This window comes from Brevundimonas sp. GW821-FHT12E07, from assembly GCF_058807035.1.
The window spans coordinates 615,962-628,800 of sequence record NZ_JBXAQH010000003.1 but is presented as its reverse complement, the minus strand read 5'-3'; the positions used below and the strand labels follow the sequence as shown (position 1 = coordinate 628,800).

Annotated in this window: 13 protein-coding genes; 9 read left to right on the top strand and 4 right to left on the bottom strand. The window is 67.5% G+C overall.

Annotation, left to right across the window (positions count from 1 at the left end):
- Positions 1-720: a DnaJ C-terminal domain-containing protein gene (locus AC1ROD_RS14880; RefSeq protein WP_492949041.1), complete on the bottom strand. Its 720-nt coding sequence runs from the start codon at positions 718-720 to the stop codon at positions 1-3.
- Between the two features lie 109 nt (positions 721-829).
- Here AC1ROD_RS14880 and pdxH point away from each other — a divergent pair, with 109 nt between their 5' ends.
- The 3 genes from pdxH to AC1ROD_RS14865 are packed head-to-tail and all read left to right on the top strand — an operon-like array spanning position 830 to position 3,344.
- Positions 830-1,504 carry a pyridoxamine 5'-phosphate oxidase gene (gene pdxH, locus AC1ROD_RS14875; protein WP_492949040.1) on the top strand — a complete coding sequence of 225 codons (675 nt, stop codon included), beginning with the start codon at positions 830-832 and terminating at the stop codon, positions 1,502-1,504.
- A gap of 22 nt (positions 1,505-1,526) precedes the next feature.
- Positions 1,527-2,876 (top strand): S41 family peptidase, encoded by a 1,350-nt coding sequence (locus AC1ROD_RS14870; protein ID WP_492949039.1) that lies wholly within the window; start codon positions 1,527-1,529, stop codon positions 2,874-2,876.
- 57 nt (positions 2,877-2,933) lie between these two features.
- Positions 2,934-3,344 (top strand): MarR family transcriptional regulator, encoded by a 411-nt coding sequence (locus tag AC1ROD_RS14865; RefSeq protein ID WP_492949038.1) that lies wholly within the window; start codon positions 2,934-2,936, stop codon positions 3,342-3,344.
- A 24-nt stretch (positions 3,345-3,368) separates the two neighbouring features.
- Here the strand turns inward: AC1ROD_RS14865 and AC1ROD_RS14860 are convergent, their stop codons facing one another.
- The 3 genes from AC1ROD_RS14860 to AC1ROD_RS14850 are packed head-to-tail and all read right to left on the bottom strand — an operon-like array spanning position 3,369 to position 5,154.
- Complete coding sequence (locus AC1ROD_RS14860; protein WP_492949037.1) at positions 3,369-4,010, bottom strand: TetR/AcrR family transcriptional regulator C-terminal domain-containing protein; 642 nt, start codon at positions 4,008-4,010, stop codon at positions 3,369-3,371.
- Positions 4,011-4,067: 57 nt separating this feature from the next.
- On the bottom strand, positions 4,068-4,730 hold the full coding sequence (gene udk / locus AC1ROD_RS14855) for a uridine kinase (protein WP_492949036.1): 663 nt from the start codon (positions 4,728-4,730) through the stop codon (positions 4,068-4,070).
- A 34-nt stretch (positions 4,731-4,764) separates the two neighbouring features.
- A complete protein-coding gene (locus AC1ROD_RS14850) occupies positions 4,765-5,154 on the bottom strand; it encodes a hypothetical protein (protein WP_492949035.1) in 390 nt (129 codons plus the stop codon).
- 130 nt (positions 5,155-5,284) lie between these two features.
- Here AC1ROD_RS14850 and AC1ROD_RS14845 point away from each other — a divergent pair, with 130 nt between their 5' ends.
- The 6 genes from AC1ROD_RS14845 (at position 5,285) to AC1ROD_RS14820 (ending at position 12,836) form a co-directional block, all read left to right on the top strand.
- The gene (locus AC1ROD_RS14845) at positions 5,285-6,922 is read left to right on the top strand and encodes a long-chain-fatty-acid--CoA ligase (protein ID WP_492949034.1); all 1,638 of its coding nucleotides are present in this window, start codon (positions 5,285-5,287) and stop codon (positions 6,920-6,922) included.
- Positions 6,923-6,983: 61 nt separating this feature from the next.
- Positions 6,984-7,268 (top strand): hypothetical protein, encoded by a 285-nt coding sequence (locus AC1ROD_RS14840; protein WP_492949033.1) that lies wholly within the window; start codon positions 6,984-6,986, stop codon positions 7,266-7,268.
- A gap of 107 nt (positions 7,269-7,375) precedes the next feature.
- Positions 7,376-8,548 (top strand): YjgN family protein, encoded by a 1,173-nt coding sequence (locus AC1ROD_RS14835; RefSeq protein WP_492949032.1) that lies wholly within the window; start codon positions 7,376-7,378, stop codon positions 8,546-8,548.
- Between the two features lie 4 nt (positions 8,549-8,552).
- Entirely contained in the window at positions 8,553-9,653 is a 1,101-nt protein-coding gene (locus AC1ROD_RS14830) for a M48 family metallopeptidase (protein WP_492949031.1), read from the top strand.
- 125 nt (positions 9,654-9,778) lie between these two features.
- Complete coding sequence (locus AC1ROD_RS14825; protein ID WP_492949030.1) at positions 9,779-12,085, top strand: arylsulfatase; 2,307 nt, start codon at positions 9,779-9,781, stop codon at positions 12,083-12,085.
- 58 nt (positions 12,086-12,143) lie between these two features.
- On the top strand, positions 12,144-12,836 hold the full coding sequence (locus AC1ROD_RS14820; RefSeq protein WP_492949029.1) for an alpha/beta fold hydrolase: 693 nt from the start codon (positions 12,144-12,146) through the stop codon (positions 12,834-12,836).
- Positions 12,837-12,839: the final 3 nt, after the last annotated feature.

Below are 12,839 nucleotides of genomic sequence, written 5' to 3'. Positions count from 1 at the left end.
TTAAGCCGCCAGACGCTCCGGCGTCCAGACCCGCGTGAAACGGGCCAGCAGGTGTTCGGCGGCTGAGGGTGCGTCTTCGGACGGGTTCAGGGTCACGAACAGATGGCCGGCGGGCCGGCTTCCCCGCGCCGGCAGGCCCATGTCGCGCAGCCGGATACGCACCGGAACCGTCAGCCCCGGCGTGACCCAGGCCCCGCGCGTCCCGGCGTAAGTATCGATCTCGACCCGGCCGCCGTCCTCGATCAGACGCGGCGCCACGGCCCAGCTCATATGCAGGTCGTCGCCCAGCACGCTCAGTCCGTCGGCTGACCGGATCAGGATCGGCAGATAGAGGTCGGCCCCGTCCGCCGCCGCGCCACGCAGCCGCAGATGGTCGCCGGTCCGCATCCCGGGCGCGACGGTGATCTTCAGAGATTTGCCGTGCAGCCGAACCCGGCTCACCCCGCCCTGAACAGCCTGCAAGGCAGTGATCCCGACCACCGGCAGAGCCTCGGGCGAGGCTTTCGGGGGTTCCAGCGGCGTCAGGGCGCCGCCCTCCTCCTGGATCAGCCGCCAGGCGGCGATCACACGACGGAAGCGGTCGTCGTCGCCGCCGGGCAGGTCGGGCCGCGCGGCCTTGACCGCCGTCCGGAACGCCCGCCTCACGGCGTCTCCGTCCGTCGGGCCGTGCAGGCCGAGGATGGCATAGGCCTGGGTCAGGGTCTGGCTGGGCGCGCGCATCCGACAGCCTTGTCGCCAACATGGTCAAGAGCCGGTTAACCGCGTTCGCAGGCGGGGGTCTTGATCCAGAACAATGCGCTTTGCGTCGCGAGCCGCTATATCCCGCCCCATGAGCAACGCCGCCATCCCCGCCAGCCCCGACCGCGAAACCTATGCGCGGGACTATGCCGCCGCCCTCGCCGCCAACGGGGACGAGACGATCTTCGACCGGGCCGAGCCGATCGGCCTGTTTCTGGAATGGTTGGCCGATGCGAAGGCGACCGAGCCCAACGATCCCAACGCCATGGCCCTGTCGACGGTCGACGCCTCGGGGGCGCCGGACAGCCGGATGGTCCTGCTCAAGGACATCGACGACCGGGGCTTCACCTTCTTCTCCAATGCCGAGAGCGACAAGGGCGTCGAGCTGGCCGCCCGCCCCGTCGCAGCCCTGCTGTTCCACTGGAAGTCCCTGCGGCGTCAGGTTCGTGTGCGCGGCCGGGTCGAGCCGGTGAGCGTCGCGGAAGCCGACGCCTATTTCGCCACCCGCGCCCGGGAGAGCCGCATCGGCGCCTGGGCCTCGGACCAGTCCCGCCCCCTGCCCGACCGCGAGACCCTTGAGGCCGCCGTCGCCCGCGAGACCGAACGCTTCGAGGGCCAGGATGTGCCCCGCCCCGAACGCTGGACCGGCTGGCGCGTCATCCCCGACGCCGTCGAATTCTGGCGCGATCGCCCGTTCCGTCTGCATGATCGGCTGAGGTTCGACCTGGCGAACGGCGAATGGCGGCGGGAGCGGCTCTACCCCTGAAAGCCAGACAGAGGGATCGCGCTTGACTGTTACCAATCGTACAACATATTGCGCAATATATTGTACGATGAGGTCGTTGATGTTTCCCCGGACGTTTTCGCTGTTGCTCGCCTTCACTGCACTGACCCCCGCCCCGGCTCTCGCCCAAACGCTCGACCGTCAGGCGCAGCAGGCGGTCGTTTCCCGGCTCGAAACAGCGCTGCGGGAGAACTACGTCTTCCCCGACCGCCTCCCGGCCATAGCCGCCGAACTGGATCGCCGGGTGCAGGCCAATCCGGTCGAGGGCGCCGACTTTGCCGCCAGTCTGGCGCAGGGCCTGGTCAAGGCGAGCAGCGACCTGCATTTTTCGGTGGCCTTCGATCCTGAAGAGGTCGCCGCCGATCGCCGGGCCAAGGCCGGTGGCGAAGCGACCTCTCAGGAACAGCGTGACAGCGAGCGGGCCGCCAATTTCGGCTTCCGTGACGCCAGAGCCCTGGACGGCGACCTTGCCTATATCCGGTTCGATTTCTTCGCCGACCCGCAGTACGGCCAGGACACGGCCGCGGGCGCCATGCGCTTCGCCGAGGGCGCCAAGGGGCTGATCATCGACCTCCGCTACAACAATGGCGGCGTCCTTGAGATGGCGCAGTTCCTGATGAGCTACCTCTATCCCGCCGGTAAGGAACAGGAATTCTTCGACTACAACACCACGGAGCACGGTGTTCGCCTGGCGCGCAGCCAGTGGAGTCTGGCCGCTGTGCCCGGTGTGCGATCGGGGACTGTTCCCGTCGTGGTGCTGACCGGATCGACATCGTTCTCGGCCGCCGAATGGATGGCGTTTTCGCTGCAGAAGCTCGGCCGGGCGACGCTCATTGGCGAGCGAACCGCCGGCGGCGCCCACCCCGTCACCCGCGTCCCCATTGACGACGACTTCATGCTTCAGGTGCCGTTCGGCCAGATCCGCGATCCTGTCGACGGCAAGGACTTCGAAGGCGTCGGGGTCGCCCCCGACATCGCCGTTCCGGCGTCGGAGGCCCTGCTGACGGCGCAGAAATTCCTGCTGCAAAGCCGGGCGGACGCAGGCGATGCCGACGCGAAATGGGCTTTGGTCCCCGTCGAATTCGCGCTTTCAGGCGAGAGCGTCAGCGACACGGATCTGGATGACGCAGCGGGTGCCTATGAGGGGCGGACGCTGGTCCGCACGCGGACCGGCCTCTCCTACCACTGGCGTGACCGCTTCGTTCTGGCGCTGGAGCCGATCGGCAAGGATCTGTTTGCCGTCGAAGGCACGGATGACTACCGCTTCCGTCTGGTCCGCGACGCCGGCCATGTTAGCGCTCTGGAGAGAGTGTTCAAATCCGGCGACGTTCTGACCTATCGCCGTCTGGATTGAGGAGCGCACGGGGTGACAGAGTTGAGCCGCACCTTTCTGGGCCGCCTGAGCGAGCAGTTGAGCGAACTGATCGAGCAGCAGTCGGCCGAGGTCTTCGCGCGCGCCGGGCTGATCATCCCGGTCAAGTCCTCCTTTCTGTTGAAGGCCATTGCGACGCTCGGTCCGGTTTCGGCGTCCGATCTCGTGCGCGCCGTGAACCGCTCGCACCAGCTGATCCAGCAAAAGGTGCCCAAATTGGTGACACTGGGACTGGTGACCCGCCGGCCCGACCCCGACGACCAGCGCGCCGTCCTGATCGAGATCACCGGGGCCGGGCGCGAGCAACTGGCCCTTCTGGACAGTCTGGCGCCGCAGTTCGACAGGGCCTACGCAGACATGGAAAAGGAAACGGGCCCTGTGTTCGACGCGATAGACCGTGCGATAAACGCGCTCAGATCTCGCCCCCTGATCGACCGCATCGACGGCTGAGGGCGCAACGCAATCCGTCGTCGGTCAGCTTCCGGCCTTCGCCCCGTAGCGCGCCAGGAAGGTCTCCACCGCGTCCGAGACGATCTGTTCGACCGAACGCACCGCCTGGACCTCGTCACCGGTGACCAGGGGCATGAAGAAGATGGGGTGTTCGATCATCCCCATCAGCTGTCCCGCCGCCCAGGACGGCTTGTCGATGACCAGCTCGCCCGAGGCTTTCAGCTCCATCAGGGCGGTCATCAGGGGACGGCCGAAGTCGCTGCGCCCGCGGTCGAAGAACTTCATGGCCGTGTCGCGGAAGCGCGGCCGCTCGGCCATCACCAGCCGGAATACAGACCGCACGAAGGGGTCGCCCATGAAGCCGGCGTAGGCGGTCATGAAGGCCGTCAGCCGCTCGCGCGCCGGCCCGCCATAGGCCCCGACCTTGGACATCTGCCGCTCGAAGTCGTCTGCGGCGTCGAGAATGACGGCGGCGAACAGATCCTCCTTGGAGGGGAAATAGGCATAGAGGGTTGCGGTGGAGACCCCCGCCTCGCGCGCGATTGGCTCGACCCGGGTGGCGGCGTATCCGGCGCTCATGAAGGGCTTGCGCGCACTGCGGAGAATGGCCGCCTTGCGGGGGTCTTCGGGAGAGGCGGGCGGTATCGTTGGGCTTTCCGGGGGCATCTGACCAACTGCTGTTATCGGCAGCCTGTCGCGAAACCGCTACGCTCGCAAGCGAATTTAACGAGCGCGTTCAGCCCTTTCGACCAGCGGCGCCAGAAGCGGATGGGCCAGAACCGGCGCCGCCAGCCGCACCACGGCCTGCGGATCCTCCAGCCGGACCGCCGCGGTGGCGTCGGCGACAATGAAGTCCGCATGGGTTTTCGAGGGCTCGGTCAACCGCTCATGACCGGGCCGGACGGTCAGCAGATACTGGTGGATGACGGACTCCGCCGTGCGCCCACGCTCGGCCTGGTCGCGCAGCAGCCGGCGGATGAAGCGGATGTCCGACGGAGTGTCGACGAAGACGCGGATGTCGAACAGGGCCGTCATCTCGGGCGTGCACAGGACGTGGGTGCCCTCGACCACGATGATTTCGGCCGCCGGGATCGGCTCCCCGTCTGGCTCGCGCCCGTGATGGATGAAGGAATAGACCGGCGCGGTGATCGGCTTGCCTGCCTTCAGCCGCCTCAGGTCCTCGGCCATCAGCTCGTGGTCGCGCGCCGCCACGTCGTCGAAGTCGAAGGTCGCGGCGTCGAAGTCCGGGAGGCTGGCCGCGTCGCGGTAGTAGGAGTCCTCGCGCACCAGGGCCGCCGCGCCCTCGGGCAGGGACGCGACGATGGTCTCCGCAAGCGTGCTCTTGCCAGAGCCCGAGCCGCCGGTGATCGCGATGAGAATGGTCATGGGCGGGCCTTCTAGGGCCTGGGGCCCGCCCCCGCTAGTAGGGCCAGGCGTCGCCGAACCGGAACACCGACAGGGTCATCCCGACGACCAGCAGGATAAAGAGGGCCAATTTGTTCACGAGCAGCGCCCGGACCTCTCGTTCGCGCGCCTTGGTGATCGCATGAATTGATACGCCGATCGAAAGAACAACCAGACCGGCGGGTCCGGCGATGGTCGCCTCCGATCCCACGCCCGCCAGTTCGCCGAGCAGCGCGAAGGGAAGGCCACAGATCAGCCAGGCCCAGACGCTGATCATGCCGATCCAGACACCCAGCGGAGACACGGCCAGAGCGATGAAAACGCCGCCGCCGAACAGGCCCCACCACGGGAAGGGCCAACTGACCGGCTCCGCGGGATCGAAAGAGGATGGAGGCGCCCTGTCCATGCGCAAGTCATAGCCACAACAGGGTTTCCACTTCGTGGAGTGACGTTGCGTCACGTTTGCTTATCAGCGTTCACCTGAGTAGCGTGGACTCAAGCGCCGCGATCAGCCGGCGCATTTCGAGGAAGTGCAGATGCTGGGTTTGATGCAGGATTGGCCGCTGACGGTCGACAAGATTCTGGACCATGCGAAGAACTGGCATGGCCATCGCGAGGTGGTCACCCGGTCGGTCGAGGGCCCCATCGTCCGCACCAGCTACGCTGAAATCCACGCCCGGGCGAAGCGGGTCTCGAACGCCCTGCTCGGCTGGGGCGTCAAGCCCGGCGACCGCATCGCCACCCTGGCCTGGAACACCGGCAAACACATCGAGGCCTGGTACGGCATCATGGGCATCGGCGCCGTCTGCCACACCCTGAACCCGCGCCTGTTCCCGGAACAGCTGATCTACATCATCAACCACGCCGAAGACCGGATGATCTTCGTCGACCTGACCTTCGTGCCGCTGCTCGAGGCCATCCTGCCGCACTGCCCCAAGGTCGAGCGGGTCATCGTCATGACCGACGAATGGACCATGCCGGCGACCGCCCTGCCGCGCGCCGAATGCTACGAAGCCATCCTGTCAGACGCTTCGGAAACGGTGACCTGGGGCGACTTCGATGAACAGACCGCCTGCGGCCTCTGCTACACCTCCGGCACGACGGGGAACCCCAAGGGCGTCCTCTATTCGCACCGCTCCAACTTCATCCACACCCTGCTGGGCCTGCAGGCGACCGTGCTGGGCGCGACCCCGTCCGAGGTCATCCTGCCGGTCGTGCCGATGTTCCACGCCAACGCCTGGGGCATCGCCTTCGGCGGTCCGGCCGCGGGCTCCAAGCTGGTCATGCCGGGCGCCAAGATGGACGGCGCCTCCATCTATGAGCTGATCGTGACCGAGGGCGTAACCTTCTCGGCCGCCGTCCCCACCGTCTGGCAGGGGCTGCTGGCTCACCTGCGCGAGAACAAGCTGCAGATCCCGACCGTCAAGCGCGTCCTGATCGGCGGTTCGGCCGTGCCCGAAAGCCTGATCCGCGCCTTCCACGACGAGTTCGGCATCGAGGTGCTGCAGGGGTGGGGCATGACCGAGACCTCGCCGATCGGCACCCTGTCGAACATGACGCCCGAGACCCTGGCCCTGCCCTACGACGAGCAGATGAAATACCGGATCAAGCAGGGCACCCCGCCCCTGGGCGTCGAGCTCAAGCTCAAGAACTACGCCGGTCAGGACATGCCCCACGACGGGCACACCTACGGCCGTCTGATGATCAAGGGCCCGACCATCGCGGGCGCCTATTTCCGCTCGGACGAAAGCATCCTCGACGCCGAGGGCTTCTTCGACACGGGCGACGTCTCGACCATCGACGAGATGGGCTTCATGCAGATCACCGACCGCGCCAAGGACGTGATCAAGTCGGGCGGTGAGTGGATTTCCTCCATCGACATCGAGAACATCTCCGTCGGTCACCGCAAGGTCGAACTGGCGGCCGTCATCGGCGCGGCCCATCCCAAGTGGGACGAACGCCCGGTCCTGATCGTCAAGCTCAAGCCCGGCCAGACCCAGGACAAGCAGGAGCACCTCGACTTCCTGGTCGGCAAGATCGCCAAATGGTGGATGCCGGACGACGTCGTCTTCGTCGACGACATCCCGCTGGGCGCGACCGGCAAGGTCGACAAGAAGCTGATCCGCGAACGCCTCAAGGACTACCGCCTGCCCACGGCGACCGAACCGGCCTGACCCCCGGTCAGCTTCCGTTCACCCTTTCAGGGTTAACGTCATGGCTTCGGGAGACCCAGTCATGATCATCGCCTCCACGCGCGCGCCCAAACTCGCCATCAGCCTGGCCGTCGTGCTGGGAACCGCCACCCTGCTCCAGGGCTGCCTGGTCGGCGCGGTCGCCGGAGCGGGCGTCGCCGTCGTCGGCGGCACGGCCAAGGTGGTCGGCGGGGTCGCAGGGGCCGGCATCGACGCGGTCACCACCTCTGACGAGGAAACCAAGGCCCGCCGCGAACGCGAACAGCGCGACTACGAACGCGAGCAACGCCGTTGCGAACAGCGTCAGCGTCAGGGCAAGCGCTGCTAGGTCGGCTTCTCCAGAGCGAACAACTTTCCCCGAACAGGTGAAGGGACCTGCGGTTGCGCCTGACACCCGCGATGGTCTAGCGTTCGGCCAACGAGGGGGAATACGAAATGACCGACACGCCGCCCGGGCTCTCGCCCGACGACTCCGGCTTGCCGCCTATCAAGACCGAGGACACGATCGGGACCCCGCCGTCCGACGGTCAGACCCTGAAGTTCGACACCACGCTTCGGCCGTCGTCCTTCCTCGGGCTCAGCCTCAAGAACGGCCTGCTCAACCTGATCACCCTCACCCTCTGGCGCTTCTGGGGCAAGACGGAGGTCCGTCGCCGCGTCTGGCAGGGCATCCGCCTGAACAATGACGCCTTCGAATACACCGGCCGCGGCGTGGAGCTGTTCATCGGCTTCCTGCTGGCCCTGCTGGTCCTGGGCCTGCCCTTTCTGCTGTTCGTCTTCGCGGTCCAGTTCCTCGAACCGATGGTCGCCTTGCTGATCCTGCCGCTGCTCTATCTGTTCATCTTCTGGCTCTCGGGCTTCGGCGTCTTCACCGCCTATCGCTACATGGCCAGCCGCACGACCTGGCGCGGCATCCGGTTCCAGCTCGGCGGCTCGGCGACCGGCTTCGGCTTCAAATACCTCGGGATCCTGTTCCTGAACGGCATCACCCTGGGCTGGTACGCCCCCGCCGGCGAGCGCCAGCTGGCCGAGGCCCTGTGGAGCGAACTCAGCTTCGGCAACCGCCGCTTCCGCTTCTACGCCGCCAAGTCGGAGCGTGAGGGCGTCTACGGTGCCTTCGCCCTGGGCTGGTTCCTCACCTTCGCGCCCTACATCCTGTTCGTCTTCATCTTCATGGCGATCGGCTTCGCGGCCGCTGCGAACGGGGGATTTCCGTCGGCGTCCAACACCTACTCCATGCCGCACATGGCCATGGTCGCGCTCATCTATGGCGTGATGCTGTGCCTGGCGCCGCTGGTCCTGCTGATCTGGGCTCCCTATCAGGCCGCCATCCTGCGCTCGATCACCGCCGGCGTGGGCGTCGACGGAGCCAGCTTCAAGCTGGACGTCAAGGCCATCCCCCTGTGGTGGCTGATCGTCACCAACCTCTTCTTCCTCCTGATCACCTTCGGCTTCCTGATGCCCTGGGTCCAGGCGCGCACAGCCCGCTTCCTCGTCGAGCGGCTGTCGTCCAAGGGCGAGGCGCGGGTCGATGAGGCCTTGCAAACCGGCCGCGGCCCCGGCTCGGGCGAAGGGCTGGCGGACGCCTTCGGCTTCTCGCTGATCTGAGCCGATGCAGACCCGGTTCCTGGACGGAAAGAGCGCCCGGTCCTTGTCGGCTGAGGTCGAGGTGGACGGGGCGACCGTCCGCATCGTCGCCGACGGCCGGACCTACGCCTGGCCGGTCAAGGGACTGAGCCTGGTCCTTGAGGGCGACGAGGCGCGGCTGTCGCACAAGTCCAACCGCGACGCCCGCCTGATCCTGCCCGAGGCCGAATGGGTCCGGATCGGCGGCGACCATATCGAGGCCATCGCCCGTCACCGGCGGCGGGTCGAGACCGGGCTGGTCGTCGGCCTCACGGCCTTCGCGGCGGCCACGGTCGGCTTCGTCTTCTTCGGCGTCCCGGCCCTGTCGGGGCCTCTGGCCCGGGCGACGCCGCCGTCGTTCGAAGTCAGCATGGGTCGCAATTTCGACGCCCAGCTCGGCGCCGCCTTCAAGACCTGCGACGGCCGCGAAGGCCAGCAGGCGCTTCACGATCTGGGCCAGCGGATCGCCGCCGGCGCCGACACCCCCTTCGACATCCGGGTACGCGCTGTCCGCGCCCCGATGCTGAACGCCTTCGCCCTGCCCGGCGGCCCGATCCTGGTCACCGACGATCTCATCCGCGACGCCAAATCGCCCGACGAACTGTCCGCCGTCGTCGCCCATGAGGTCTCTCACGTCGAGAAGCGCCACGTCATGCAGGCCGTGTGGCGCAGCCTCGGCATCGGCCTGCTGCTCGACGCCGTGGTCGGCGGCGGCTCAGGCGCGGGCCAGCAGGCGGTCCTCCTCGCCGGTCAGGCCACCGATCTGCGTTACGGCCGCGAGGCCGAGAGCGAGGCCGATGCGCGCGGCCAGCAACTCCTCCACAAACAGGGGCTGTCGTCGAAGGGCATGGCCAGCTTCTTCGCCCGCCTCGGCAAGGAAGACGGCGAAGGCGATCTGGCCACCGTGTCCGAGTTCGTCGCGACCCACCCCAACGCCGCGCGCCGCGCCAAGGCCGCCAAGGCCGCCGAACGCCCGGGCGCCGTCGCCCTGACCCCCGCCGAATGGGCCGCCGTCAAGGCGACCTGCGGCGCCGACGACGACAGACTGATCCCGGTCATCCGCAGCCGCTTCGGCCTCGGCCGCTAACGACGGGATCGGCCTCAGGGCTGCCAGACGGGGGCATGGGGATTCGCCCTGATGGGCGGCTCCGAGAGCATGGGCCAGAACCTTCCGGACCGCCCCGAAGCCGCCGGGGCTCTGGAGCCCTCGCCATGGCCAAGTCGCCCGAAGCCGCCGCCGGTACGCCGGATCACCTGCCGCGTCCGGACTTCCACTTCACCGGCCAGGTGGGGCGCACTTTCAAGGACTCGGATCCAGCGGAGTTTCCCCAGCCGACCGAGGCCCCCAAGGGGGCGCCCAACATCGTGCTGATCCTGCTGGACGACGTCGGCTTCGGCCAGTTCTCGACCTTCGGCGGCGGCGTGCCCTCCCCCACCATGGACCGGCTGGCCAGGGAGGGGGTGCGCTACAACCATTTCCACACCACCGCCCTGTGCAGCCCGACGCGGGCGGCCCTGATCACCGGCCGCAACCACCATTCGACGTCCTTCGCCGGCATCACCGAGGTGGCCACGGGCTATGACGGCTATTGCTGCATCCTGCCCCGCAATTGCGGCACGGTCGCCGAGGTGCTGCGCCAGAACGGCTATATGACCGCCTGGATCGGCAAGAACCACAACACCCCGACCTGGGAGACCAGCCCGATCGGCCCCTTCGACCGCTGGGCCAACGGCCTCGGCTTCGACTATTTCTACGGCTTCAACGCCGGCGACATGAGCCACTGGCATCCGGTGCTTTACGAGAACCACAACCTCGTTCCGGCCTCCGACGATCCCGACTACCACCTGACCGAGGACCTGGCCGACAAGGCGGTCGAATGGGTGCGCCGGGCCAGGAGCATCGCGCCGGACAAGCCGTTTTTCCTCTATGTCGCCCCCGGCGCCACCCACGCCCCGCACCAGGCGCCCAAGGACTGGATCGATCAGTTCAAGGGCCAGTTCGACGACGGCTGGGACGCCTATCGCGAAAAGACCCTGGAACGGCAGAAGAAGCTCGGCGTGGTCCCGGCGGACACCCAGCTGACCGAGCGGTCGAAGGGCCTGCCCGCCTGGGACGGTCTGGAGCCCGACCAGAAGCGGCTCTACGCCCGGATGATGGAGTGCTTCGCGGGCTACGGCGCCCAGGTCGACGCGGCCATGGGTCGGGTGGTCGATGCGGTCAAGGAACTGCCCGACGCCGACAACACCATCATCCTCTACATCGCCGGCGACAACGGCTCCTCGGCCGAGGGCGGGTTGGAGGGCTCGCTGAACGAGAATCTGTTCTTCAACGGCTTCCCCGAGACCTGGCAGGACAACCTCAAAGCCATCGACGAACTGGGCGGGCCCAAGCACTTCAACCACTTCCCCTCGTCCTGGGCCCACGCGATGAACACCCCGTTCCAGTGGACCAAACAGGTGGCCAGCCACTTCGGCGGCACGCGCAATCCGCTGATCGTCAGCTGGCCCGACGGCATCAAGGACAAGGGCGGGCTGCGGGACCAGTTCCTGCATGTCATCGACATCGTGCCCACCCTCTACGAGTGGGCCGGCGTGACGGCGCCCATCGAGCTGAACGGCGTGCCGCAGAAGCCGATCGAGGGGATCAGCTTCGCCTTCACCGCCGCTGACGCCAAGGCGCCGAGCAAGCGCAACACCCAGTATTTCGAACTCGGCTGCAACCGAGGCCTTTATCACGACGGCTGGATGGCCTCGGCGCCGTCCTTCGTGCCCTGGGCGTCGGTTCGCGACGACAACTGGAATCCCGACACCGCTGTCTGGGAGCTCTACAAGATCGACGAGGATTTCTCCCAGGCGAAGGACCTCGCCGGCGCCAATCCTGAAAAACTGCGCGAACTTCAGGACCTGTGGTGGGCCGAGGCGTCCAAATACAGCGTCCTGCCGCTGGACTGGCGCGCCAGCATCCGCATGAACGCCGAGGCCATGGGCCGCCCGAACCCGGCCGGACATCGCACCAAGGCCGTCTACTACGAGGGCATGACGGCGCTGCCCGGCGCGGCCTGCCTGCCGATGCTCAACAAGTCCTGGACCATCACCGCTGAGGTCGATCTGCCCGACGCGACGACCAGCGGCATGATCGTCACCCAGGGCGGGTCCGAGGGCGGCTATGGCCTGTATCTGCGGGACGGCAAGCCGGTCTTCGTCTACAATTTCCTGAGCTTCGCGCGCCCCACCTTCACCGGCGAGGACGCTCTTCCGGCGGGCAAGACCACCATCGTCGCCGACTTCAAATACGACGGCGGCGGCATGGGCAAGGGCGGCGAGCTCACCCTCAAGGCCGGCGGCAAAAAGGTCGCGGGCGGTCGCATCGAACATACGGTGCCGATCCAGTTCGCCATCTTCGAAGGCCTCGACATCGGCCTCGACAGCGGCTCGCCCGTCGACTGGACCTACCAACTGCCGTTCAAATTCACCGGCAGGATCGACAAGGTGACGGTGGAGATCAAACCCGGGGCCTGAGCGGTTGGGCCTGACCGGGAGATAGACCCTGTCACATCGGGCGGTTTAGGCTGCTCGCATGACCCCGACCCTGCTCATCCCCGGCCTGGCCTGCACCGCCGAACTGTTCGGGCCCCAGATTCCGGCCCTGTGGCCGCTCGGGCCGGTGACCGTCGCCACCTCGACCCAGGGCGACAGCATGGCCGCCATCGCCGCCGGCATCCTGCGCGACGCCCCGCCGCGGTTCGCGCTCGGCGGCCTGTCGATGGGCGGCTATCTGGCGCTGGAGATCCTGCGGCAGGCGCCGCAGCGGGTGCTCAAGCTGGCCCTGATGGACACCGCCGCCCGCCCCGATACCAAGGAGCAGTCGGCGGTCCGGCGCGGCCTGATCCAGCGGTCCGACGACGGCTATCTGGAGGGGGTCATCCGTCAGATCGCGCCCAATCTGCTGCACCCCGACCACCGCGACGACCACACCCTGATCGAGACCCAGGTCCGCATGGGTCTGGCCGTCGGGCCCGAGGCCTTCAAACGCCAGCAGACGGCCATCATCAACCGCATCGACAGCCGCCCCTACCTCTCGGCCATCGCCGTCCCGACGCTGGTGCTGGTCGGCGACCGCGACGCCCTGACCCCGCCCGACCGCTCGCAGGAAATGGCCGCCGCCATCCCGGGCGCGAAACTGGTCGTCGTCCCCCACTGCGGCCATGCCTCGTCGCTGGAGCAGCCCGCGGCGGTCAATGCGGCGTTGGTGGAGTGGGTGGCGGGCTAGGCG

What these genes read in the sequence shown, in the direction of transcription:
- AC1ROD_RS14880 (WP_492949041.1), bottom strand. Translation starts at nt 720, where the DNA reads ATGCGCGCGCCCAGCCAGACCCTGACCCAGGCCTATGCCATCCTCGGC.
- pdxH (WP_492949040.1), top strand. Translation starts at nt 830, where the DNA reads ATGAGCAACGCCGCCATCCCCGCCAGCCCCGACCGCGAAACCTATGCG.
- AC1ROD_RS14860 (WP_492949037.1), bottom strand. Translation starts at nt 4,010, where the DNA reads ATGCCCCCGGAAAGCCCAACGATACCGCCCGCCTCTCCCGAAGACCCC.
- udk (WP_492949036.1), bottom strand. Translation starts at nt 4,730, where the DNA reads ATGACCATTCTCATCGCGATCACCGGCGGCTCGGGCTCTGGCAAGAGC.
- AC1ROD_RS14850 (WP_492949035.1), bottom strand. Translation starts at nt 5,154, where the DNA reads ATGGACAGGGCGCCTCCATCCTCTTTCGATCCCGCGGAGCCGGTCAGT.
- AC1ROD_RS14845 (WP_492949034.1), top strand. Translation starts at nt 5,285, where the DNA reads ATGCTGGGTTTGATGCAGGATTGGCCGCTGACGGTCGACAAGATTCTG.
- AC1ROD_RS14840 (WP_492949033.1), top strand. Translation starts at nt 6,984, where the DNA reads ATGATCATCGCCTCCACGCGCGCGCCCAAACTCGCCATCAGCCTGGCC.
- AC1ROD_RS14835 (WP_492949032.1), top strand. Translation starts at nt 7,376, where the DNA reads ATGACCGACACGCCGCCCGGGCTCTCGCCCGACGACTCCGGCTTGCCG.
- AC1ROD_RS14830 (WP_492949031.1), top strand. Translation starts at nt 8,553, where the DNA reads ATGCAGACCCGGTTCCTGGACGGAAAGAGCGCCCGGTCCTTGTCGGCT.
- AC1ROD_RS14825 (WP_492949030.1), top strand. Translation starts at nt 9,779, where the DNA reads ATGGCCAAGTCGCCCGAAGCCGCCGCCGGTACGCCGGATCACCTGCCG.
- AC1ROD_RS14820 (WP_492949029.1), top strand. Translation starts at nt 12,144, where the DNA reads ATGACCCCGACCCTGCTCATCCCCGGCCTGGCCTGCACCGCCGAACTG.